Origin of the sequence: Achromobacter sp. ACM04, assembly GCF_014851465.1 — a bacterium.
In the GTDB taxonomy this organism is placed as follows: Bacteria; Pseudomonadota; Gammaproteobacteria; order Burkholderiales; family Burkholderiaceae_B; genus Achromobacter; species Achromobacter aegrifaciens.
Genome location: NZ_JACUZS010000002.1, coordinates 849,796 through 874,349 on the forward strand (window position 1 = coordinate 849,796; position 24,554 = coordinate 874,349).

The following is a 24,554-nucleotide window of genomic DNA, read 5'->3' on the forward strand; positions in this document are numbered from 1 at the left end:
CCCGTAAAGTCCATCACGACCCTCCCAAGGCCACGCGCAGGCTGTTCATCTCTTGCTGCACCCCATAGTAGTAATCGGCCCCGGCCTGTCCCTGCAGTTTCCCCCACAGACAGCGCTTCAGCCATTCATCGATCTTGTTGCCCTTGAACTTCTCTATCAATATCGCCACGATGATCAGGAGCACCGCCGCGATCAGGCCCACGACCGTGGCCGACAGGGCGAACGCTCCGATGACAACCAGGCTGAGGATACCCGAGGCAAGGTAAAGCCCGCCCATCAAGCCGTTCTTTTCAATCGTGAATTGGTCCGCGGCAGATTTGAAATCGAACACGGCCATGATGACGCCAGTGACGACGCCTATGCGGCCGCCCCATCGCACCAGCAGAGAACCGGTGGTTTCAAGTCCCACCCCAATCCCCAGCCGCATACCCGCGGCCTGCCGGCTCTTGAGCGCCACGCCCAGTACGTCTGCCACCGAGCCGCCCGCCGACGCGATGCCGACCACGAACTTCCAGCTCGCGTCGCTGCGTTCGTGAGGCATGGCCGATTCCAGGTCGCTCCAGAGCTTGTACACCGCCACAGTCTGGAACAGGCAGCCGACGACGCCGACACGGACGTCCGTGTTGATCGCGGTGCGCCAGCGCGACAGTTCCCGGGCTTCGTATTCCTCGACCGTCATGGTGGTCTGCGCCAAGGCCCTGGCCCTATCCGCGGCCCGCAGGTCCGTTGACACATTGGCGGCAGCGTCCCTGTCCACCAGCATGAACCAGCGCTTCTTGTCGGTGCCCTCCAGCTGTTCGCCGCGCACCTCCAACCGCCGCAGCTCGTCCGCCACCGCCTGCTCCATCTGGCGCATGCTCACCTGGCTGCCATGCTGGCGCAGTACCTCGCGGATCAGCGCGGCGCGGAAAGCCTTCTTGCCGCCCTCGACTTCCACGATCGCCACGTTCTGCCGCGCCAGCAGGCCCACGTACATCGCCAGCTTGCGCGCGATGCCGCTATCCACGCCCAGCCTGAGCACATGCACAACCGGCCCCATGACCTGCTCCAGCAGGCGCGCGGTCTTGTCCATCTGACCTTCGCTCAGCACCTTGAGCCCGGTCTTGTAGGCCTCGTGCAGATTGCCCCAGGGGATGGCCTTCCAGTCGAGCGCCGCTTCGTGCGCCTCGACCACCTTCTTGACCACGAAATCCTGGTTGTGGAACATGGCGCGCAGCAACAGGTTGCGCGTGTCGTCCGGTTCCCCCTGTAGCCAGTCCGCATACTGCTTGAAGCAAATGCGCTTGTCCTGGGTTCCGTCGATGCACAACGCAAGGACCGTCTGGTAAACCGCACCGCTATCCGCGTTATTGGAGTCGTAGTTGCATTCGAACGAATCGAGCGTTTTCTGGCAGGTGATCCACGCCACGTGCGCCTTCGCCAAGGGCACGATGGTCGCCGCGTCGAATTGCGCCAAGCGCTCGTCGAATCCCTTCTGCCATGCCCTGCGCGCGTTCTCGTCGTAATTGTCGAAGTACTTCGACCAGGCTTCCCAGCGCACCTTGCCGCGCTCGGCCTCGGTCGGATGGCGATAGTCCTCCGCCTCGGCCATGCGCTGCTTCTTGTTCTCCGGCATCAGCCAGTCCGCCAGCATCTGGCCTACCGCCAGCCCCCCGGCCCCCGACCCTCCCGGGCCGGCTCCCATACTCGGAGTCGTGGTCCCATAGACCGTATGGTTGGTGGCATCCCGGCCTCTTTGCTCCAGGAACTCGCTCTCGGCCGACTGCATGATGATTTCGCTAAGAGACTCGATGGACTTCGACACGGTCAGGGGACGCAGGTCCTCCTTGTTCGATACGAAGTCGTCGAAGCGTATGCGCATCAGCCGCGCGAGATCCTGCAGGATTCCGGTGCTGTCCGGCAGCGCCAGCATCAGGCCCTTGCCGGGCAGGAAGGCCTCCGCGGCGTTCTCGATCATTTCCCCCATCCAGCCCTTCACGTCGTAATAGCCGACGGTGCTCCAACCCAGCAACTGCTGCTTCTGATGTTGATCCAGGTCGCGCTTGCGATGCACCTGGTAGTCCGCGGCCGTATCCTTCAGGGTGTTGATGCTCTTGGCATTGGCGTGCTTGCCGCTGCTGAGCCAGGCCTGCACATCGAACTTGAACATGTGCCGCTCGCGCATATCGGCGCCCTTCTTGCCCTTGTGCGCCTTGCACACGTCCTTGGTCCACTGCACGTCCGAAAACGCCAACCATACGAATGTCGCTTTTTTGGCGTTCGGAATGGTCAGCAGCGAAGCCTTGGCTTCGTGGTCCATCGTGCAAGTAAAGGTCCGGTCGCAGTCCTGCACCGGCTTGTCGAGATCAAAGTTGTACAGCGTGGCGTTTTCGTTGACGTAGTAGCCCTTCAGCTCAGAGCGCGCCTCGTCATAGACGTACAGATAGCCCGGACGCAGCAGCCGCACGCCATAGCGCGCGCTGTCACCCAGGGGCCGCTCTGCCAGCTGCGGCGTGTTCAGGTCGCCGTCCAGCGCCGCAAAGGCACCGTCGTTCTTCAGCACCGCGTAGCGCAGCGGCATGATGGGCAGGCCGATCCGGTGAAACGGGCAATCCTCTCCGCAATCCAGCGACGAGCGCTTCTTCCCGCAGTTCTTTGCATCATCGGCCATCGGGCTCTCCAGTTCGTTCCATATCCGCGCGCACGCTGGACCAGTCCTCATCGGACAGGTCCTGGACCGCAGCAAGGTAGGGGTAATCATCTTCGGGCTGCATTGCTGCCAGGCAGGCGCGGACCCGCTCGTGGCGGTGGAAGGCGGGGTGCACGTCCAGGGCATGCCGTGCAAACGCCTTGCGTTCCTGCGCGGTCGCCAGGCCCAGTTCGCGGGCCGTGCGGAAATGCGCCATCACCTTCTGGCCCAAGGCGACGCGCCCTTCGGGCTCCAGCGTATCCAGGTCCGACAGCACTTCATTCAGGGCCTGCACCTGGGTCAAGGCGAAGGACTGATCCACGCTCAGCTTCGGACGCGCCGCCCCCTCGGCGTCGGGGCGCGCCACCGCACGCCATGCGCCATCCAGGTGGAACACGAAGCGCTGCACCGGCCCGCAAAGCCAGACCAGCTGCGCCGGGTCCAACATCCATGGCAGCTGGACCAAAACGCGCGGATCAAAAAAGCGGAAAAAGCACGGCCCCTGTCCCGCGATGTCGACGATCATCCGCGAGCGCAGATGCGCGGCGACGGCATCGGCGGGCTGATCGGACTGCAACAGCAGCCCCAGCCAGAGATCCTCGCCATCGAGCAAGGCCTGGTTCAGGCTAGCCAGCGCCTGCGCCTTGTCCGCCGCTGGCATTGCGGTCAGGTCCACCAACCGGGGCATGAGTCCCGGCATTTTCCGTAGCGCCGGCGGCACCAGGGCTTCGGCCTGGACGCAGGCCGGCACGCCGGCCGTCCGCTCGTCCTGGATGAGGCCAAAGCCATGGGCGCTGAAAGCCTGGTAATCGAGCATGCCGCCTTCCTCCCGCCTCAACCCAGCGGCACCACGGCGCCGCCGCGCTGGGCCGCGCCGCGCACGCGCGCTTCGCACAAGGGGCTGGCTTCGTTGAAGACCAGGTTCGCCTGGCTGCTTTCCGGGCCGACCCAGTTATGCACGCCGGCCTTCAGCTCGACCTTCCCCGGCGCATGGAGCTGAATGCCGCCGCCTTCCACCCGCACATAGGCGCCGCCGGCCGTCGCCAGCACGCGCTTGGCCGCCTGCACCGTCACGCCGGCCTGCGCCGACGCGAAGGTCACCGCCTTTTCCGCGGACAGAGTCATCTTGGCATCCTGACTGTGCAGGCGCAGCTTGCCGCCCGCCGCATGCAGCAGCAGCCCCTGGCCCTGCACCGGGCTGCCGCCGGACGCCTTGCGGCCAAGCGTGAACAACACCGCGCCGCCGGCCACGCCCACCGCCAGGTTGGCGCTGCTGACCCAGTTCACGTCCGGCGCCACCTGCGCCAACGACGCCCCGGCCGCCAGGAAGGCGTCGGCCGGCGTGTATTGGCCGATGCCGCTGGGCGCGCTCACCTGCAACTGTGGTTCGCTATAGGCGGCAACGGGCTCGCCCTCGGGCGCGTCCTGCTTCGCGTCGATCACCTCCAGGACGTGCTTCAATGCATCCTGCGCCGGCAGTGTTTCCGGACCGTCTTCCAGCACCGCCTTCTGTCGCGCTGCCGCCTGCGCCAACTCCTCCGCTGAACGCGCCGCCCGCTCGATCTGCTTGGCCGCTTCCGAGCTGTCCAGCAACGCACCCTCGGCGTTCCCGCGCAGGTCCGCGCTGATCAGCAGACCGGAGCCGCCGCGCAGCGCCACCGCCTCTCGGGTCGACAGTTCCGCGCCGTGGCCCAGGTCCTGCAGTCTTTCGTTGTCGCGCTGCTGCTTGATATGACCGAGGTTCAAGCGGCTCTCTGCCTGCGTGGTCGACGCCGTCAGGCGCGACTGTCCGGGCGTGTCATCGTGCACCAGCTGGTTGTAGCCGCCAGTGCCCTGCCCGCTGCTGGCAAGCGCCTGTGTCTTGAAGCCTGACATCACCACATTGTGCGCATGGCCGTCGGCGCCGCCCGCGAACCAGGCGGGCGCGTTGCCGGTGGCGTTGGCGGCGCCGCCTTGCACCTGGTTGTGCGCGGCGTCCTCGGCGCCTGCGCCGTTGTAGAGCGCGCCCACCACCACGGGGCGGTCGATGTCGCCGTGCAGGAACTCGACCAGCACTTCCTGGCCGACGCGCGGCACGAAATTCCCGCCCCAGTCGCCGCCCGCCACGGACTCCGCCACCCGCACCCACGTGCCAAGTTCGTCCTTGGCCGGCGCGTTCTCGTCGCCCGAAGGATGCTCCAGGCGGCTGCTGGAAGCCTTGCCGCGTTGCCAATGGAACTGCACCTTGACGCGGTGATCGCGGTCGGTGTGCACCGGCGCCTCGGCGCCCACCACCAGCGCGGTCTGCGCGCCGTACACGGTGGGCCGCGGATGCAGGCGTTCGCCGTGCCCGTCGCGCGTGGCCTTGCGGAATTCCGTATCGATGCCGATGCAGGTAAAGGTATTGCGGTAGAAGTCGGCCTCGGCTGCCTGCGGACCGGTCTCGCCCAGCGCCTCGCGCACGGCGCGGCCCAGGTCCTCGTCGAAGTTGTTGCGGGCCTCGTGCCGCACGGCGATCGCCACATAGGCGGCCCCGCCCTGCTGATAATGCCCGGTCAGCTCAAAGCGCTGGCCCGGCGCCAGCGTGCGCACCGTGCCCGCGCCTTCGCAGCTTTCCTGGCCCACGCGCAGCGCGGCCAGCGCGATGTGCGCCAGGCGTTCGCCCTGCGCACTGTCCTCGTAGGCGTACTGGCCGGGATAGTCATTGACGACCAGATCCATCGCGCCCTTCGCGCCGCCGCCATCGACCTGGGCCGCCACCGGCCTGGCCTGGGCGCTGCGGTAGTCCCAGCTGGCCATGCGCACCGCATTGGTTTGCCAGCGTGCGCGCCGGCTCCATTGCTGGATGCTGTCCTCGGTCTCCGTCACGTCGGCGCGCGCGAAGCGCACGCTGGCCTGCGGGCCGGGCTGAAAGGCGCCGTTGTGGTCGGCAATGATCAGCGTGTGGCTGCCCTCGCCTTCGCCGGCCTCATGCTCCACCCAGTAAAACAGGCCTTCTTCGGCCAGCAGGCGCTCGACGAAGGCATGATCGGTTTCGCGATACTGCACGGTGAGGCTGCGCTTGGCGTAGGCGGCGCGGTCCTTCACCACCCAACGCCATTGCGGCGCCAGCCCCCCCTGGTCCTTGTAATCGCCGAAGATGCTGTCGACGATTTCAATGACTGTCTTGTCCTGATAGGCAAAGCTGTCGCGGCGCGCGCGCAGAAACGCGAGCCAGGGCTCCAGCGTCAATCCATAGCGCGCCAGCCCGCCGTTGGCGCCCTGGAACTCGGCCGCCATGATGTAGCCATTCCAGACACGGGGCTGTTCGCGGCCCAGCGCGGTCTGCAGGCGCAGCGTCGCCGGCTTGCCCAGCAGTTCGGACAAGGGGATGCCGGCATCGTCCGACAGCGCCGTCAGTTCCAGCCGGAACGCGCCGTCCGACAGGGTCTCCGTGGCGGACAGCGTTTCCGCGACGAGCCGGTTGGCGCCCAGCGGCGTGCGCAGGTCCAGCAAACGGTTGGCCTGGTCGACCGACGCGATCGACATTCGGGAAAGGCCGGCATTATCCATCGGCATGTCAGACTCCGGCGTCAGGCAAGGCGGTAACGGAAATCGCCGTTCTTGCCGGCGGTAACGCGGATGCGGGCGATGGCCTCGCCCTGCGCCATGCGGCCCAGCACCTGTTCCGCGATTTGCGGCAACAGCGTGCCATTCAGGATGTGGTCGACGTTGCGCGCCCCCGTATCCACCTCGGTGCAGCGCGCCAGCACGGCCTCCACCAGCGCCTCGTCCCATTCGAAGACGGCGCGGTGATTGGCCTGGACCCGCTGCGCGATGCGGCCGAGCTTCAGCCCGATGATGCGGGCCAGCGCGTCGTCGTCCACCGGGTAATAGGCGATGGTCTTCATGCGGCCCAGGAAGGCGGGCTTGAAGGCCTTGTACAGCTGCGGCGCCAACAGTTCCTGCAAGGCCTCGGGATCGGGCCGTTCCTCCGCGCTCTTGTTCAGGCACGCCTGCATGATGGCCGAGGACCCGACATTGGAGGTCAGGATGATGAGCGTGTTGCGGAAATCGATTTCGCGGCCTTCGGCGTCGTCCATCACGCCCTTGTCGAACACCTGGAAGAACAGCTCCAGCACGTCCGGATGAGCCTTCTCGATTTCGTCCAGCAGCACCACGCTGTAGGGCTGGCGGCGCACCGCCTCGGTCAGAACGCCGCCCTCGCCGTAGCCCACGTAGCCCGGCGGCGAGCCCTTCAGGCCCGATACGCTGTGGGCTTCCTGGTACTCGCTCATGTTGATGGTGACCAGCTTGCGTTCGCCGCCATACAGCACGTCGGCCACGGCCAGCGCGGTCTCGGTCTTGCCCACGCCCGAGGGGCCAATGAAGAGGAACACGCCCTTGGGTTTGTTCGGGTCCTCCAGGCCGGCGCGCGCGGTGCGCACGCGCTGCGCGATGGCGTGCAAGGCATGGTCCTGGCCGATGACGCGTTCGGCCAGCAGTGGCTGCAGTTCCAGCACCGTGCGGATTTCGTCGTTGACCATACGGCCCAGCGGAATGCCAGTCCAGGCCGACACGATCTCGGCGATGACCTGCGCGTCCACGAAGGCCGGCACCAACGGCGCCTCGCCCTGCAAGGCGCGCAGTTGCTGCTGCAGTTCGGCCAGTTGCGCCTGGCCGGGCGTGGCGATGGGTTCGGCCGCCTTGCCCGAGCGGCGCTTGCCGGCGGGCTCCGGCGTCACGTCCGTTCCCGCCGCTTCCAGTTCCTCGCGCAGCGCGTGGATCTGCCTGACCAGCTCGCTTTCCTGCTCCAGCCGCGCTTCCGCGTCCGTCAACGCGGCGCGCGTGGCGTCCATTTCCTGATCCAGTTCGCGCAGGCGCGCGGATTGCGCCGCGCCCGCCGCGGCTTCGCGGCGCAGGGCGGCGCGTTCGGTCTCCAGGCGCGCCAGGCGGTGGCGCGCGTCATCGATCAGTGCCGGCGTGGCGCTGCGGCCCAAGGCCACGCGCGCGCAGGCCGTGTCCAGCACACTGACGGCCTTGTCCGGCAGCTGGCGGCCGCTGATATAGCGGTGCGACAGACGCGCGGCGGCCACGATGGCCTCGTCCAGCACGCGCACGCCGAAGTGCTGCTCCATCAGCGGCGCCATGCCGCGCAGCATGCTGGCGGCCAGTTCCTCGCTGGGTTCTTCCACCTTCACGACCTGGAAGCGGCGCGCCAGCGCGGCGTCCTTCTCAAAGTACTTCTTGTATTCGCTCCAGGTGGTGGCGGCGATGGTGCGCAGTTCACCGCGCGCCAGCGCCGGCTTGAGCAGGTTGGCTGCGTCGTTCTGTCCGGCCTGCCCGCCCGCGCCTATCATGGTGTGGGCTTCGTCGATGAACAGGATGATGGGCGTGGAGCTTTGCTTGACCTCGTCGATCACATTCTTCAGACGGTTCTCGAATTCGCCCTTGACGCTGGCGCCGGCCTGCAACAGGCCCATGTCCAGCGTGCGCAGGGCCACGCCCGCCAGCGCCGGCGGCACGTCGCCCGCCACGATGCGCAGCGCCAGCCCCTCGACCACCGCGGTCTTGCCCACGCCGGCCTCGCCGGTCAGGATGGGATTGTTCTGGCGGCGACGCGTCAGGATGTCGATCATCTGGCGGATTTCGGCATCGCGCCCGATCACCGGATCGATCTTGCCTTCGCGCGCGCGCTCGGTCAGGTTGGCGGTGTATTGGTCGAGCGCCGGCGTCTTGGACAGGCCTGCAGCAGGGGCCGCGCCGTCCTGGGCAGCGTCCGCCGCCGGACTGTCGCCCAGCGCCACCGACTGGCCCGCCTCTTCGGAGCCCGCCGTCAGCGCGGCGAAATCGTGCTTCAGTTCATCCAGCCTGAACGATTCGAACAGGCGCGAACCGCGGCGCGCTAATTGGGCCAGGTCGGGCTCGGTCAGCAAGGCCAGCAGCAGATGGCCGGAACGGATGCGCGTGGTCTGCGTGTCCAGCGAAGCAATCAGCCAGGCATGTTCGAACAGCCGCGGCAGATGCGGCGAAAACACCGGCGTGCGCGTGTTGCCATTCTTGAAGCCGCGGATCTCGGCGTTCAGGTCCGCTTCCAGCACCGAGGCCTCTATACCGCTGCGCCGCGCCACCATGCTGAAATCGCTGGCCGGCTTTTCCAGCAGCGCCAGGAACAGGTGCTCCAAGTCCACCTCATAATGCCCCTGCGCCATGCACAGGCTGGCGGCGCGCTCGGCCGCCTGGCGGCAGGTCTGGTTGAGCTTTCCAATCAGGGTCTTCAAGGGTGTGGCCATATTCCAGGTCGTCTAGTCTCAATGGATGGTGTGCAATTCGTAGCTGGCGTCATCGCGGTCCGATGCCACCGCTTCGGTGCAAAGAAAGGAGTTCCAGCCCAGGCGCGCGCCGCCGCCTTCGCCCAGCACGCTGCCGCCCACGTCTTCCTTGGCCATCACCAGCCGCACTTCGTATTCGAAGCTCATGCCGCCGAACATGGTCAGGAGTTTCTCCAGCGCCTGGGCGCGCGCACCGCCGGGCAGGAAGTCGGTGAACGCGTCCTTGGACAAGGGGCCGATCCACAGCCGGATGCGCATGTCGCGCTGCCAGATGCGGTCGCCGGCCATGGCCGACACGCCTAGCACCGCGCCAGGCATGCCCAGCTGCGTGCGGTTCTGCGGCGGCACGTGATACCAGCGCCCGACGAACTGCTCCACCCGCAGCGGCACCTGGAAGTAGTCCGCCAGTACCCGTTGCAGGTAGGCCGCCGATACCGGCCGTTGGCGCGCGGCCGCGGCGTAGTGCGCCAGCGATTCGTCGAACACCCGACCCTGCCCCGACTGCAGGCGGTCGCGCAGCGCCGGATGGCCGATGCCGCCCAGCGCCAGCAGCAGCGGCAGGTAATGGTGGTCCTGTTCGGTCTCGTGCCGCACCGGCATGCGGTACTTCTTCCAGGCCGCGTAGAACAGCGCCGCCGCCCGGTTGGAGAAGATATCGAAGAAGGCGCGGGCGCCGCGGTCGCGCCGCGAGCTCTCGCGCGTGCTCAGGATCTCGGTGTAATGCAGCGGCATGGCGCCCTGTGCGCCCAACAGGCCAAAGAAGGCCGGTTCGATCTCCACTCGTCCCAGGTTGCCCGCTGCCAGCGCCGCCAGCCGCGCTTCGGTGTCTTCCAGCGCCTGGCCCTGCTTGTCATAGGCTGTCAGCGCGGCGATCTCGCTGGCGGGAAAGCCCAGCGAAGACGAGTTCAGGAAGCGCAGGTGCGCGGGCACAGCGTTGCGCGCGCGGCTGCCTTCCTGCCGCGCGAACCACGACTCCAGCACGCGCACGGCCTGGAAAAACTTGAAGCGCTGCGGCTCGGCCAGCAGCGATTCGATTACGCTAGGATCGCGTCGCCGTTGCATGGAGCGCACCGTAGGATTTCTTCCGCGCCGCGGCGCGACAGCACAACCAGCTGCACGAAGCTGTTGGCATGCACGTATAGGCCGAAAAAGCGGTTGATCACCGCCACGAAGGCATGCAGGCTGGTGCCGACGAAGTTGTCTTCGTTGATCGTCAGCCGGATCTCGATGCCGCGCACGAAGGTCGCGAACGGCTCGCCGGGCATCCAGTGCGTGGCAGGCTTGTAGTCCAGGCCGACCAGCCCTTCTATCTGGCGCGCCGCCACCGCGGAGTGCGACAGGTCATACAGCCGCAGCGTCTCTTTCAACGCAGGCAGACCGCTGTGGACCAGCGACAGGTGGTTCAGAGCCAGATGCGAAATAAGGCGCCAGTGCGCCGCCCGCCCCTGCTGGAAACGATGCGTGTGCGTCGGCCGGCGCAACATGCGGATCTCACGCGCGATCGAGCCGCCCTCCAGGAACAGGTCCCCGCCCGGCTGCCCCACCGCCAGATGCGCGGGCAGGTCACGGTTGGTGCAGGTCAGTTCCAGGCTGAGGGTCTCGGTCTGCGGCAGCGAGGGATCGAAATCGATGTCGACGATGGACAACTCCATTTCGTAGCCCGGACTGCGCTCGGCCACCATGGCATTGCGTCGCGCCGTCCAGTAGTGACCGGCGCCCTCGGGCGTTTCGCCATGATGCAGCGAATAGAAGGGTCGGAATTCCACCACCGAATCGCCCTGCATGTTCTGCCGCACCTGGCGCACGCGGTCGATCGAATAGATCTCGTAGCCATAGGCGCGGCGCGCGTCGGCCACCACCGGATAGGACGCCTGCGCATGGGTGACGCGGATGGGATCGGCGCGTTGCGCGAACAGGTTGACCACGGGCGTGCAGCCCAGCCGGAAATTGTCCGCGGAGGCCGACTCCAGCAGGCGCGCCGTGTTCGAATCCGCGCGCACGCCCTTCAATGCCAGATGCAGGGTGATTTCACGCACCGGCCCTGCCGCGCGCCTGAGCGCCGCGAGGTCGATGTCCACGAAGTTGAATTTCTCGGAGAACGCGAAGTACTCCGCCAGCAGCCGGTAGGCGGGATGCGAGCTGGCCGGGAAGTCGATCAGGGCTTCGTCCTCGGACAGCCCCACCTCCGCCAGCGGCACATCCTGCATGCGGTTCCAGCGGCCCGGCTGTGTTTCAAGATAGGCCGCGGCGGTGCGCAGGAACAGGCAGTCTCGCAGCGCGGCTACGAATGAGGGCTCGCCATGCAGGTATACGCGCAGGCGGTCCACCGCCAGGGTGGAAAAATTCTGGGTTTCTGCCAGGCAGGCCAGCGTCAGCGACAACCGGCCCGTCACGCCCGCCGGCAGGCTGGCTGCAGACGGTGCATTGGCCGTGGCCGCGAACACCGCCTGGCGTACGCTCACCGGCGCCAGGGTCACGTCATACGCCGTGCGGAAACGGCACGCCACGCCGCGCACGGGATGCGACTTCAATTCCGTGCCGCGCGCCATGCGCACCGGCGCGGTCAGCTGCGAGGCCATGCCGCCCATGTCGAACTGCGCCACCGAGCACGAAGGGAACGGGCGCAGGTAATGCGGGTACATGACCTCGAACAACGCTTCCGTGAATTCCGGATAGTCGTCGTCCAGTTTCTTGTTGATGCGTGCGCCCAGCAGCGCGAACGATTCGATCATCCGCTCGACGTGCGGATCCTCGCAGGTTTCGCCGGATAGCCCGAGCCGCGCGGCGATCTTGGGATAGCGCTGCGCAAAATCGCGCGACGAACCGCGCAGAAAGCCCAGTTCGCGTTCGTAGTAAGGCAGCAGTTCTTCCATCTTTCCCTTCTTCGCCGGCGGCTTGCCGCCGGCGCCCGCGTGCATGGTTTGTTATCAGGCGGCCGCCGCGGCCTTGGCCCGGCCCTTGCTCACCGAGTACTGCAAGGTGGACGGCTGCAACGTCGCGTCGAACGTGACCGGCTCATGCGCAGGCCCCACGTCCAGCATCGCGGTAATCGCGAAATACAGCACCGAGGTCGCGCGGCTGTCCACCTGCAGCAACACCCGCACATGCGTCAGGCGCGGCTCATGGCGGGCGATCGCCTGCTCCAGCGACCGGCAGATGAACTCGCGGTCGTAGTGACTGGCCAGGCTCAGGCCGGAAAAATCCGACAAGCCATAGGTCAGGATGGACCGCTGGCAGTTCGGAAAGCGCTTGAGCGAGTCTTCTGTGAAGACCATGCGCGTATTGAGCAGGGCCTCGATGTCGCGCGCGACCGTTTCCTTGATTTCTTCCACCGACAGGCGTCGCAACGCATGCGGTGTCTGCCCGTCGCCGTCGAACAACTTGTCGAACAGGCTGGGTTCGAATCCCTTCATCGCGGCCTCATTGAGCAAAGGCGCCGGACCGGCCGGGGCCTTTGCCGTTCATGCGGTCAGGTTCAGACCGAGTACGTCTTGTCGTTCTTGGTGAGGCTCCATGCGCCCTGGGCGTTGCCGCCCTGGTTGCCGCCCACCTTCTGCTGCGTGTACTTCCACTGAACGGCGGCGTACTTCAGCGAGAACGATTCGTGCGGCAGGCCTTCGCTGACGACTTCCGGCGCCACGCGCGAGATGATCACGTACTTGAGCTTGATTTCCAGGTACTTGACGCGGTTGCCTTCGCCGTCGGCGCGCAGGAAATCGATGGTCACTTCGTCGAACGTCGTGCCGCCGGATGCGTGCTGATACAGCAGCGGGCTGACCACGTCCAGGTCCTTGGTGAAGACCATCTCGCCATGCTCGGTGCGCTCGGCGGTGTGGCCGCCGGAGGTGGAGGCGGTAGCCGAACGCGGCTGGATGATTTCATGGCGCCACGATCCGACTTCGATCCAGTCCGGATGGTCCTTGTCCTGCGACTCGCCCTTGAGTGCGGGGTTGCCGAATTTGACGTAGATGTCCTTCATTAATAGCCTCTCTGGTTAAAAATCGTCGAATCCGACGGTGGTCACGACTTCTGGGCTTGGGCGGGGAGTTCCGCGACCAGGCGCAACGAAATCGAAAGCTCATCGAGCTGGAAGTGAGGCCGCAGGAACGCCACGGCCCGGAACACGCCGGGACGCCCCGGCACCTCGGCAACCTGCACCGATGCTTCCCGCAAGGGGAACTGCGCCTTCTGCTCCTGGCTCGCGTTGTCGTCCAGCAGCACGTACTGCGAGACCCAGCGGTTCAGGAAGCTCTCGACAGATTGCGCGGAGGCAAAGCTGCCGATCTTGTCTCGCATCATGGCCTTCAGGTAGTGCGCCACGCGCGATACCGAAAAGATGTATTGCAGCTGGGCCGACAGCACCGCGTTGGCGTTGGCGCTGTCGGTGTTGTACTTCTTGGCCTTCTGCACCGACTGCGCGCCGAAGAACGCGGCGTAGTCCGAGTTCTTGCAATGCACCAGCGGAATCAGGCCCAGGTCGCTCAATTCCTTTTCGCGCCGGTCGGTGATGGCGATCTCCGTCGGGCACTTCAGGGCGATTTCGCCGTCGTCGGTCTTGAAAGTGTGGGTCGGCAGGTTCTCGACCAGGCCGCCGCCTTCCACGCCGCGGATCGCCGCGCACCAGCCGAAGTCGGCAAAGGCCGCAGTCAGGCGCGCGCCGAAGGCCCAGGCGGCGTTGCACCACAGGTACTTGGCATGGTCGGTGCCGTCCACTTCCTCGACGAAATTGAAGCCCTCTACCGAAGTGCCTTCCTTCGGGTCATAGGGCAGGCGGCCCAGGAAGCGCGGCATGGTCAGGCCCACGTAACGCGAGTCTTCCGAATCGCGGAAGCTGCGCCACTTGGTGTATTCCACGGTATCGAACACCTTGGCCAGGTCGCGCGGGCGGCCCAGGTCGGCAAAGCTGTCCAGGCCCAGCAGCTCGGGCGAGGCCGAGGCGATGAAGGGCGCATGCGAAGCCGCGGCCACGTGCGACATCTGTTCGATGAAGTACATGTCCTCGGGCTGGCGCGTGATCTCGAAGTTGCCCAGCAGCGCGCCGAACGGCGAACCGCCGAAGGTCCCGAACTCTTCTTCGTAGACCTTCTTGAACATCAGGCTCTGGTCGAAGTCGATGGCGGTCTGGAAGTCGCGCACCAGATCGCGCTTGGTGACGTTGAGCACCTTGATCTTCAGCATCGGGCCGGTGTTGCTCTCCTGGCACAGGTAATGCAGGCCGCGCCAGGTGCTTTCCAGCTTCTGGAACTCGGCGCCGTGCATTACTTCGCTCAGCTGGGCCGAGATCAGGCGGTCCAGCTCGGCCACGCGGGCGTCGAGCATCGCGGACAGGTTGTCCGAGACCACGACGGTGCCCTTCATGACTTCACGGGCCAGCTCGCCGATGAGATCCTTGGCGCGGTCGTGCTCGGCCGTGGACTTGGCCACGCGGCTCTGTTCGACGATCTGGTCCAGCAGGCCCGAGTCGGCCTCGGCGGCGGGCGCGGATACGTTCTGCGCGGCGGCGGAATTACTCATTGCTGCCTCCCTTGCCGTTCTTGCCGGCTTCGCTGGTCAGTTGCTGCAGTTTTTCAGTGCTGCTGAGCACTTCGCCCAACAGGTCTTCCAGCTTGTCGTTGCCCGCCAGCTTGTTGCGCAGGTCGGCCAGCTTGGTGCGGATGTCCAGCAACTCCTTGAGCGGCTCGATCTGCTGCACCACGGCCTCGGGCCGGAAGTCCTCGACCGAGCGGAACTTCAGGTCCACGCCGAAGGTGCCGCCTTCGTCGGTCAGGCGGTTCTTCACGCGGTACGCGGCGCGCGGCTCCAGGCCGCGCATCACGTCGTCGAAGTTGTCGACGTCGATGTTGACGAACTTGCGGTCTTTCAGGCGCGGCAGCTCGGCTTCGGACTGCGCGCTGAAGTCGCCGACCACGCCCACGACAAACGGCAGTTCCTTCTGCTCGATCGCGTCGCCCTTCTCGACGTCATAGGTCAGCTGCACGCGCGGCGGACGTACTTTCTGGAGTCTTTTCTGAACGCTTTCTTTCTTAGCCATGGGGGCTCCAAGCGAAGTGCATAGTGAAGAGGCCGTGGGGCCCGATCAGGGTTTGAGGAGGTTGCCGAACGGATCCGGCGCGCGGCCGGCCGGCGCGGCGCCGGAAGCAGCCGGGGCCACAGGCGGCTTTGCGGCGGGAGCCGCAGCGGAATTCGCCGCGGGGGCCGCAGGCGTAGCGGGCGGCGTCGCCGCCGCCGCGTTGGCGGCAGGCTTGGCCTGTTGCGCGGCGGCCGCGCCCTGCGCATCGTTGCGCCGCGGCTGGCGCGGGCGCGGGGGCTTGTAACCCTCGGGGAACAGCACGTCCTGGCCCAGGGTTTCACGCATGGCGGCAGCCAGCGCCACCGCATCAGTGCGGGCGTTGCCCGCCAACAGCGCGTTGGCGCGCAGATCGGCCAGCGATTGCATGGCCACGCGCAGGCCGCCCACGGCCCGCACGGTCTTGGCGGTGAAGTCTTCGGGGTCGCGGTTCAGCGCTTCATCGGCCGCGACGATGGCCTCGCCGTACTTCTGCTCGTCGAAGCGGATCTTGGCGATGTACGACCACGGCTCGCCGCGCGCGGGATTGAGCAGGGCTATTTCCTGGAACTCGGCAACCGCCTGATCGTTGCCCTTGGCAGCCAGCGTCTGCGTGGCGTGCGTCATCGACTGCTTGTACTCGGCGTCGGTCTGCGGCTTGGGGGACGTGGCGCAGCCCGCGAGGAAGGCCATCATTGCGCCGATGAGGAGAACCCGGGATATGTGCATTTTTTTGGTATGTAGGAGGGTGTAACCAAGGCCGCGTATTTCAACAACCTTTTGTTAGCGCAGCACTACAGTGCATTACTTCATGTAACTCGCGCAGAAACTTCGCTCATCGTGCCGTGATCTGTATGTTGTCGCAGGCTTCCGGTATAAAGAGCCATGTCAAAACATCTCTATTTTTCTCGGTGCATGGCAGCAGCGGCCATCATCGCGGCAAGCCCCGTAATCAGCGGTTGCGCAGCGGTTTCAGCGATCGGAGCGGTGGCCGGAATGACCGGCGGCATGATGGATATGGCGGGCCTGAAAAAAGACCCGAACGCGCCAATCGATGTGAAATTGGCGATACATGCCGGAGAAAATTTGAATGCGAGTAGCGGACAGCCAATGGCTGTGGTTACGAAAATATACTATTTGAAGAATGCCGAGGCATTTCAGCGCGCACCGCTCACGCAATTGGTTGATACTGACGCCGAAAAGGCGGCGTTGGGTGACAGCATCATCGCTGCACGCGAAGTCACACTGACGCCGGGACAGCGCTACGAACACCTGGAAAAAGTGCCTAAAACCGCCGCCTACATCGCTGTCGCGGGCTTGTTCTACGCGCCCGCGCCGCAGCGTTGGAAATACGTATTCGAAGTGAAGACCGCCGAGGACACCGGCATCGTCATGGGCGCCCATGCCTGCGCGATGACCGTGGTCACCGGACAGATAGTGTTGCCACCGGGCGTGCCCGGCTTCGACCCGGCCCGCCTCGGCTCGGTGCAATGCCCGAACTGAACGCAAGCCGCGCCTAGCCGCCGTCATCGACGCCCTCTATATATAAGAAGCAAGAGCCAGCAAACGTGAGCCATTCAGCGAAGATACTGTGGGGAGAGGGGCTGTTCCTGCGGCCCCAACATTTTCAACGCCAAGACGCGTACCACGAGGCCCGCCTCGCGGAAATGAGCCGCGCGCTGCATCCCTATGCATGGGGCCTGCGCGCGGCGCGCTTCGACGCGGCGGCGCTTGCCAACGGCATGCTGCGCGCCACCGAGCTCTCCGCGATATTTCCCGACGGCGAAATCTACAGCGCCCCCCATAACGACGACCTGCCGCCCGCCGTCGCGCTGGACGGCCTGGACGGCGCCAGCACGGCGGTGTTCTACCTGGCGCTGCATCCGATGAAGGACATCGGCGGCAACTATCGGGACACGCGCCAGGAACAGGGCTTCGATGCGCGCTATGCGCACCAGGACAGCCCCGCGCCGGATCTGTACACCAACGCCAGCACGGCCGAACTTGCCTTCCTGCGCAAGAACGTGCGCCTGCTGTCGGAACACGAGCCACGCGACGCGCTGCTGACCATTCCCGTAGCGCGCGTGCGCCGCACGGCCAGCGCCGGCTACGAGCTGGACACCAGCTTCATCGCCCCCAGCGTCACGGTGCAGGCGTGCAGCGCGCTGTTCGAACAGCTGCGCCGGCTGCTGGACGCACTGCAGGCCAAGGTCAACGCGCTCTATGGCTTTCACCGCGAACCGAACAAGAACATCATCGAGTTCCGCTCGGGCGATGTGGCCTCGTTCTGGCTGCTGCACACCTGCAACGAAGCCTATTCCGCGCTGTCGCACCTGTTCCACAACCCGCAGCTGCATCCCGAGCGCCTGTTCCAGGAAATGCTGCGGCTGGCCGGCGCGCTCATGACCTTCTCCAAGGTGCACACCCTGGCGGACCTGCCGGCCTACCAGCATGACGCGCCGGGCGCGGCCTTCGCGCAGCTGGACGAAATCCTGCGCGACCTGCTCGACACCGTCATCTCCACCCGCTACTTCTCCATCGTGCTGGAAGAACTGCGCCCCTCGTTCCACGTCGGCCGGCTGGATTCCGGCAAGCTCGACGAGACCACCGCGCTCTACCTGTCGGTATCCGCCGCCACGCCGGCCAGCGAACTGGCCGAGACCGTGCCGTTGCGCTTCAAGGTGGGCGCGCCCGACGACGTGGAAAAGCTGGTGCTCTCGGCCATGCCCGGCGTGCAGCTCGTCTACACGCCGCAGGTTCCGCCCGCCGTGCCCGTCAAGCCGGGCGCCTGCTACTTCACCCTGCAAACACGCGGCTCGCTGTATGACCGCATGCTGCAGGCACGCAGCATCGCCATCTATGCCCCCTCGGGCATACCTGAACTGAAACTGGACCTCATCGCCGTCACCCGCTAGAGCCTGCCCATGACCGCCGCCGCGCCTACCCTGATGCCCGGAGCCTCGCTCCCTCCCCGAGCCGCCGATTTCTATGGCTCGCGCCCCGCGAAGTCCCTGCTGGACCTGCTGTACGACGGCTTCCTGATGCTGTTCCTGCTGAAAAGCGGCCAGGAACCCGTGGACGCCGCCTCGTTCTCGGCGCGCGTGCAGCAGTTCCTGGCAGACTTCGAGCGCAGCGCGAAGAAGATGGACATTCCGGCCGAGGACGTCTACGCCACCAAGTACGCATTTTGCGCCGCGGTGGACGAGACCGTGCTGAATTCGGGCTTTTCCATCCGCGACGCCTGGATGCTGCAGCCGCTGCAGCTGACCCTGTTTGGCGAACAGCTTGCGGGCGAGAATTTCTTCGCGCGCCTGGAAGACCTGCGCGCGCAGGGCGCGCCGCGCCTGCAATCGCTGGAAGTGTTCTACATGTGCCTGCTGCTGGGCTTCCAGGGCAAGTACATGATCGAAGGCCAGGAGAAGCTGGGCTATCTCACGGCGCGGCTTGGCGATGAAATCACGTTGCTGCGCGGCAAGCGCGCGGGCTTCGCGCCGCACTGGCCCCTGCCCGACAAGATCGCCCACACGCTCAAGCGCGACGTGCCGCTGTGGAGCATCGGCGCGTTGTTCGCGCTGCTGGGGCTGCTGGCCTATCTGGGCATGAGCCACTTCCTGAACCGCGACATGCAGACCGCCATGGCTCCGTACCATGACATCGTCAAGATCGGCCCGCGCGCCGCGCACCTGACCATCTCGCTACCCTGAAGGCCTCAGGCCACCGCTCAGCACCATGACCGACCGTTCCCAAGCGCCCGCCGGATTCAGCAGCCTGGATGTTGCCGCCCTCTCCCAGAACGCCCGTATGCTGCAGATGCGCACGCCCCTGGATGCAGCGCTGGCGGTAGAACGGATGGTCCTGCGCGAAGGCGTGTCTGAACTGTTTGCCCTGACGCTGGATTGCCTGGCGTCCTCGGCCGAACTGGATGTGCAAGCCCTGCTGGGCCGCGAGATCAGCGTCAGCCTGCTGCTGGCCGACGGCAACAGGCGCCAATGGCATGCAGTGGTGGAAGGCGTGGACGCGCTGGGCGCAGACGGCGGCCTGGCGCGCTACCGGCTGCACGCCGCGCCCTGGCTGGCAGCCCTGGGCCTGCGCCGCGACAGCTTTCTGTACCAGGACAAGTCGGTCACTGACATCCTGAGCGAGATCTTCGCCGACTATCCGCAGGCGGCCTACTCGTTCGACATCGCCGAACCGCCCGCGCCGCGTCCACTACGCACACAGTACCGCGAGACCGACCTGGCCTTCGTACTGCGCCTGATTGCCGAAGCCGGCTTGAGCTTCCGCTTCGACCACCAGCAGGGCGAACAGCAGGACGAAGCCTCGGGCGGCGCGCGGCACCGGCTGGTCGTGTTCGACACGCGCGCGGCGCGGCCCCCCTGCCCCGACGCCGCGCTGCGCTTTCACCGCAGCGACGCAACGGAAACCGAGGACAGCATCACGCGCTTTGGCGCGTCCCGGGCGGTACGGCCTAATGCCGTGACGCGCCTGGCCTGGGACGACCGCAAGCTGCTCGCGCATGCGGCGCATGCGCAGTCCGACGTCCAGGCCGGCGCGGTGCCCCGCCTTGAAGACTATGACTACGACGGCCACGGCCGCCATGCAGACGGCGACAGCGCGGAGCTTGCCGCCGCGCGCAGCCTGCAGGCGCATGAAGCCCGCATGGTGCGCTTCGACGGCGGCGGCACGGCCCGCCAGATGATGCCCGGCCATGACTTCACGCTGACGCAGCACAGCCGCTACGCCGCGGGCTCGGGCCAGGCCGTCGATGAGATGGGCGGCAACCGCTACACGCTGCTGCACGTCGAACACGAAGCCGCCAACAACCTGGGCAGCCAGGCCGCCCAGGCGCTGGGCGATTCCGATCTGGAACATGGCTCATACCGCAATACCTTCGGCGCCCTGCCGGCAGCCGCGCCGCTTATGCCCGGCTGGCGCGCCAAGCCCACGGCGCCCGAAGGCCTGGCGGCCGTAGTGGTGGCTGCGCAGGACGCGCCCATTTCCTCGGGCCGCGACCTGCGCATCAAGGTGCAATTCCCCTGGCAGCGCGGCGCGCGTCCGCTACCGGGTGGCCTGGCGCACCGCAGCCATGGCGACGACACCGGCAATGCGCCGGGCGACGACAGTTCCGGCACCTGGCTGCGCGTTGCGGGCGCGCAGGCCGGTCCCAATTGGGGCGCGCACCATCTGCCGCGCAAAGGCACCGAGGTCCTGGTCGAATTCCTGGACGGCGACATCGACCAGCCCGTGGCCTCGGCCCAGCTGTACAACGACGCCGACCTGCCGCCCTGGTCCGCCGGCGAGGACGCTGAAGCCAATCATCCCGGCAGGCTCAGCGGCTGGCACAGCAAGGGCCTGGACGGCGAGGGCCACAGCCAATGGCTGTTCGACGACACGCCGCGGCAGATGCGCACGCGCCTGTCGAGTTCCATCGGCGCCACGCAGCTGGGCCTGGGCTATCTGGTCGAACAGGGCGCGGATGAATCCAGTCGCGGCGCATGGCGCGGCACCGGCTTCGAGCTGCGCTCGGATGCCTGGACCGTGGTGCGCTCAGGACAAGGCATGCTGCTGTCCGCCAACGCACGCGAGGACGCGCGCTCCACCCAGGCCGACGCGCAGGAAGCGCTGGCGCTGCTGCGCGGGGCGCAGAATGCGGCGCAACGCCTGGATGCCGCCGGCACGCAGCGCCAGGCGCGCGCGCTCGCGGCCACCAGCCAATACGACACGCTGACCCGCGCCATCGATCCCAAGGGCGATGGCCGCTATCCGGGCAGCGTAGGCGGCCAGCAGGCGGTCAAGGCCAGCGGCGGCGAACGCACCGGCACGGACGCAGTGGAGCGCATCGACGGCGCCCGCATGCTGATCGACGCGCCGTCCTCCCTGAACTTCGCCACGCCCGCCTCAGCCATCCTGCACGCCAGCGAAAACCTGCACGTCACCGCGCAGGCCGACGGCCACGTGGCCGCGCGCCAGACCTTTGCCACGGCCTCCGGCCGCTCCACCAGCCTGTTCGTGCAGGACGGCGGCATCCGCGCCGTCGCCGCCGAATCGCCTGTGTCGATCCACGCGCATACCGACATGCTGGAAATGCTGGCCGGCCAGGACATCACCGTCACCTCCACCACCGACAGCATCGAGATCCTGGCGAACCAGAGCATCACCCTGCAGGCCGCCGGCGCCAGCATCGTCATGAATGGCGGCGACATCCTGTTCAAGGGGCCGGGGATGTTCTCGGTCAAGGGCGCATCGCACAACCTGATCGGACCTGCCAGCGACGCGGCCGCGCTGCCCGCGCTGCCGTCCTCGCAAGTGGGCGATCCGATGCTGGTCACGGCCGAACTGGTGCACCGCCCCAAGGCCAAGTTGCAGGCGCAAGCCGGCTCCGGCCAGGCGCTGAATGCGGCCGGCGCGACGGGCGCGTTCGCCTCGGCTCCAGCGGCTGGAGGCCCCACAGCAGCTGCAGCCAGCGGATCGCAAAGCTCGCTGCTGGGTAGCGCGGGCGCGGCGCTTGCAAGCGGCGCAACCGCCGTATCCAAGGGCCTGTCCGCCGCGGCCGATGGCGCCTCCGGCATGCTGGACCAGGCCAAGAGCATGGCCGGCGAAGCGCTCAAGCCCGTGCAGGAATTGGGCGCGATGGCCGGCAAGACCATGCAGGCAGCGGGCAAGGCGGGCTCGGAACTGATGTCGGGCGCCATGGCAAAGGCCGGCGGCATGGCGCAAACGGCCATGCAGAATGTGGCTCCGTCGCTGACTGGCGGCGCCACGTCCTCACTGGCTAACGGCGCCACGCAGTCCTTGGCCAGCATGGCAACGCCGTCGCTGATGGACGGCGGCCTCTCCACCATGAAGATTCCACAGGGCGCTGGCGACGCGCTGGCCGGCGCGGTTTCCATGCCCCAGGCGCTGACTGACGCGGCAGGCGCCGTGTCCAGGGCCGGCGGCATGGCTACGCAGGCGTCGGCCCTGGCCTCGCAGGCATCCACCGTCGCCTCGCCGGCCGCAGGCGCCGGCCCGTCGGCCTCGGGCATGCTGTCGGGCGCTTCCAGCGCCGCCACGGCAATGGGCAACGCCACGGCGGCATCCGCCCTGGGCGCCGCGTCCAACCTGACCGCCGCCGGCAGCGGCGGCGTGGGGTCCGCCATTGGCCCGGTCATGAGCCAGGCCATGGGCGCCATGGGCGGCCGCCCCGCCGCGCTGAGCTCGGCGGTGAACACGCTGCTGACCATGCCCGACGTCAACCAGGGCAATCTGCCCGCGGTGGCGGGCGCCATACTCAGCACGCCGGGCCTGACCGACTCCGCGATTCCGTCCGTGGTCGGCGCCATCCTGCAATCGCCCACGATATCCAACGTCACGCTGCCCAAGGTGGCGGAGGCGATCATGAACATTCCGGCGGTGGCGAACTCGCCTTATCCGGCGATGGCCAAGCGGGTCATGGAAATGGCCGGCGTCGGCCTGCCCGGCCCTGTGGCGAGGCCCGCTGGCGCGCCCGGCGGCCAGGACGCGGGCGGCTCCGCAGCGGCCGGGACGCCGGATGCCGGCGCACCCACGCCGTCCGCCTACCGGGCCAGGAGCGGCGCCAAGCTCCAGTACGTCAACCTGAAGGAAGAGGACGAGGTCTGGAACGATGGCCAGGCGCTGGACAGCCTGGACCGCCAGACCAACAGGCCCAGGATCCGCGTGCGCTTCAACAAGGCCGGCCAGCATCGCTTCAGCGTCAAGGTCAGCCCGCGTCCGGGCAACGCGGTGTACTCCGCGCGTGAGCAAAGCCGCCAACCGCTGTACCGCGAGCCCAACCAGCGTTCCTACAGCTACGTAACCGACGCCGACGGCACCAAGGTGGTCGACAACATCACCCTGCCCGCCGCCGGCCTGAACACCTATACCTTCGAGGTGGTGAACGACAAGAACCAGATCATCTCCACGGAGCAGGTCGAGACCGCAAGGCGGCTATATCTCCAGGAGATCATGCTGCCCGGCCCCGAGGCTCTGGCGCGCCGCCACGGCTTCCAGCCGACCGCTACGGAATACGCGCGGCATGGTGTGGACGTCGTGCAATTGCCGCCGGTCAGCACGCGCGGCGACGCCAACATGGACGTGTTCACGGACGACGGCTATGAACGCCTGCGCCGGCTGGCCGCCTCCGTCTATCCAGGGTCGCAGGGCCCGGATCACGAGCCCTATACGCTCGTCGTCTGCCACATCGACCGGCTGGCCACGATGCTGCCCGTCCAGCCCATTTACGTGCAAGCCTCGGCCGGCCCCGGCGCGGCCGACAAGCAGGTGCAGTTCGTCAACGCCGACGGCACCCTCAGCTTCCTGTGGTATCACATCGAGCCCGGCGTGGACTGGTACGTCGAATGCCTGTTCGAGTACACCGACCCCGCGGCCGGCATCAGGCAGGTCCCCATCCCCAAGGATCGCATGACCCCGGTGCCTTACGACCCTGCGAATCCCAAGGCCTGCGACACCCTGAACATCCGCATGGCGGGCCTGGTGCCCGTGCCGACCTCGGGCAAGATCATCCTGAAGGTCCGGTTGCTGGAAAGCTCCGCGGGCGGCGTGGCGTTCCCTGGCACCAACCTCCTTGGCGTGGCGGCGATGAGCCCCTGGGAGCCCAACACGCTGGATTATCTGCAGCAGACGCTGGTGCACGAGATCGGCCACCTGATCGGCATGACGCCCAGCGGACCCGAGTGGGTACGCGCCCATCCCGATGAAGCCGACATGGACTCGTCCAAACTCGACAAGGGTCCGTATTTCTACTCCCAGTTCGGCAACCACTGCCACTTCGGCCTGCCCGCCAGCCAGGCCGATCCCAGCCACACCGGCTCCTGCGTCATGTTCGGCGGCGACTGCGTCAGCATCCGCTTCTGCGCCAGCTGCGCCCAGGCCGTACGCAAGACGGACATGTCCAATGGCTGGCCCTCGTTCTGACGCGCGGCGCCGCGTGGCGCCGGCGCTGGCCCTGCTGCTCGCGGCCGCGATGGCCATGGCCGCGCCTGGCGCCGCCACCGCCGCGCGCCCCACCCCACATCCCCAGAAGACCACGATGAACACCGACTGGATCGACCCGCCCTCGTTCGCCACCGCCCCCATCGGCACGGTGCGCGACCATGCCTGCATTCCGCCCAACCATGGCAGCGACGACCAGCTCAACATCGCCGCGCCCGCGCGCGTGCGTCCGCAGGCGTCCGGCGCGCTGGTGATCCCGGTCTGCGCGCAAGGCATCATTCCCGTATCGCAGAACCAGAAGCTGCCGCGCTTCGTCGCCGTCAATACGCAGACCAAGGCGGTTTATGAAGGCGTGGCCTACGAATACAAGCCGCGCAAACGCCCCGGCATGGAAGTGGACGAGATCCCCAGCTCGCGTCCGCCCAAGGGCATCCCCATCAGCCCGGGCATCAGCGTCGGCACGCAGTTCAGCACCGACCTTGCGGCGCAGGTGCAGCTGCCCAAGGATCCGGCGGTCTACGAGGTGTATATCGAATCGAACGGCGTGCGCTCGAATACGGTGAAGATCGAAGTGCAGGCGGCGAAGTAGGCGCTTTTC

At 66.8% G+C, this 24,554-nt stretch carries 16 protein-coding genes; 5 read left to right on the forward strand and 11 right to left on the reverse strand.

What is annotated here, in order from left to right; all coding sequences use genetic code 11:
* Positions 1 to 13 precede the first annotated feature (13 nt).
* The 11 genes from IB259_RS14735 to IB259_RS14785 all read right to left on the reverse strand — a co-directional run bounded on the left by IB259_RS14735 (position 14) and on the right by IB259_RS14785 (position 15,700).
* Positions 14 to 2,650 carry a T6SS effector BTH_I2691 family protein gene (locus IB259_RS14735; RefSeq protein ID WP_054452035.1) on the reverse strand — a complete coding sequence of 879 codons (2,637 nt, stop codon included), beginning with the start codon at positions 2,648 to 2,650 and terminating at the stop codon, positions 14 to 16.
* Positions 2,640 to 3,485: a DUF4123 domain-containing protein gene (locus IB259_RS14740; protein WP_054452036.1), complete on the reverse strand. Its 846-nt coding sequence runs from the start codon at positions 3,483 to 3,485 to the stop codon at positions 2,640 to 2,642. The genes IB259_RS14735 and IB259_RS14740 overlap by 11 nt, the downstream gene beginning before the upstream one ends.
* Before the next feature lie 17 nt (positions 3,486 to 3,502).
* Positions 3,503 to 6,205, reverse strand: coding sequence for a type VI secretion system Vgr family protein (locus IB259_RS14745; RefSeq protein WP_192329389.1), 2,703 nt, complete (start codon positions 6,203 to 6,205; stop codon positions 3,503 to 3,505).
* A gap of 14 nt (positions 6,206 to 6,219) precedes the next feature.
* Positions 6,220 to 8,919 carry a type VI secretion system ATPase TssH gene (tssH, locus tag IB259_RS14750; RefSeq protein ID WP_192329391.1) on the reverse strand — a complete coding sequence of 900 codons (2,700 nt, stop codon included), beginning with the start codon at positions 8,917 to 8,919 and terminating at the stop codon, positions 6,220 to 6,222.
* Positions 8,920 to 8,937: 18 nt separating this feature from the next.
* Positions 8,938 to 10,029, reverse strand: a complete 1,092-nt coding sequence (gene tssG / locus IB259_RS14755) for a type VI secretion system baseplate subunit TssG (RefSeq protein ID WP_175161300.1) — start codon at positions 10,027 to 10,029, stop codon at positions 8,938 to 8,940.
* On the reverse strand, positions 9,993 to 11,831 hold the full coding sequence (tssF, locus tag IB259_RS14760) for a type VI secretion system baseplate subunit TssF (protein ID WP_175161380.1): 1,839 nt from the start codon (positions 11,829 to 11,831) through the stop codon (positions 9,993 to 9,995). Before tssF ends, tssG begins: the two co-directional genes overlap by 37 nt.
* A 54-nt stretch (positions 11,832 to 11,885) precedes the next feature.
* Positions 11,886 to 12,371: a type VI secretion system baseplate subunit TssE gene (gene tssE / locus IB259_RS14765; RefSeq protein WP_054452040.1), complete on the reverse strand. Its 486-nt coding sequence runs from the start codon at positions 12,369 to 12,371 to the stop codon at positions 11,886 to 11,888.
* 62 nt (positions 12,372 to 12,433) lie between these two features.
* Positions 12,434 to 12,937 carry a type VI secretion system tube protein Hcp gene (locus tag IB259_RS14770; protein WP_006395404.1) on the reverse strand — a complete coding sequence of 168 codons (504 nt, stop codon included), beginning with the start codon at positions 12,935 to 12,937 and terminating at the stop codon, positions 12,434 to 12,436.
* A 41-nt stretch (positions 12,938 to 12,978) separates the two neighbouring features.
* Positions 12,979 to 14,472: a type VI secretion system contractile sheath large subunit gene (gene tssC, locus IB259_RS14775; protein WP_059371264.1), complete on the reverse strand. Its 1,494-nt coding sequence runs from the start codon at positions 14,470 to 14,472 to the stop codon at positions 12,979 to 12,981.
* A complete protein-coding gene (tssB, locus tag IB259_RS14780; RefSeq protein ID WP_013396290.1) occupies positions 14,465 to 14,989 on the reverse strand; it encodes a type VI secretion system contractile sheath small subunit in 525 nt (174 codons plus the stop codon). Before tssB ends, tssC begins: the two co-directional genes overlap by 8 nt.
* Positions 14,990 to 15,034: 45 nt before the next feature.
* The gene (locus IB259_RS14785) at positions 15,035 to 15,700 is read right to left on the reverse strand and encodes a hypothetical protein (protein WP_054452042.1); all 666 of its coding nucleotides are present in this window, start codon (positions 15,698 to 15,700) and stop codon (positions 15,035 to 15,037) included.
* A gap of 189 nt (positions 15,701 to 15,889) precedes the next feature.
* On the opposite strand from IB259_RS14785, the gene tssJ reads away from it, so the two are divergent.
* The 5 genes from tssJ to IB259_RS14810 all read left to right on the forward strand — a co-directional run bounded on the left by tssJ (position 15,890) and on the right by IB259_RS14810 (position 24,545).
* Positions 15,890 to 16,507, forward strand: coding sequence for a type VI secretion system lipoprotein TssJ (tssJ, locus tag IB259_RS14790; RefSeq protein ID WP_225588881.1), 618 nt, complete (start codon positions 15,890 to 15,892; stop codon positions 16,505 to 16,507).
* Between the two features lie 65 nt (positions 16,508 to 16,572).
* Positions 16,573 to 17,919, forward strand: coding sequence for a type VI secretion system baseplate subunit TssK (tssK, locus tag IB259_RS14795; protein WP_054452043.1), 1,347 nt, complete (start codon positions 16,573 to 16,575; stop codon positions 17,917 to 17,919).
* Positions 17,920 to 17,952: 33 nt separating this feature from the next.
* Positions 17,953 to 18,708, forward strand: coding sequence for a type IVB secretion system protein IcmH/DotU (gene icmH, locus IB259_RS14800; RefSeq protein ID WP_223283522.1), 756 nt, complete (start codon positions 17,953 to 17,955; stop codon positions 18,706 to 18,708).
* 25 nt (positions 18,709 to 18,733) lie between these two features.
* Positions 18,734 to 23,938, forward strand: a complete 5,205-nt coding sequence (tssI, locus tag IB259_RS14805) for a type VI secretion system tip protein TssI/VgrG (RefSeq protein ID WP_192329393.1) — start codon at positions 18,734 to 18,736, stop codon at positions 23,936 to 23,938.
* Positions 23,919 to 24,545 (forward strand): hypothetical protein, encoded by a 627-nt coding sequence (locus IB259_RS14810; RefSeq protein ID WP_054452045.1) that lies wholly within the window; start codon positions 23,919 to 23,921, stop codon positions 24,543 to 24,545. Before tssI ends, IB259_RS14810 begins: the two co-directional genes overlap by 20 nt.
* The last annotated feature ends 9 nt before the right edge of the window (positions 24,546 to 24,554 follow it).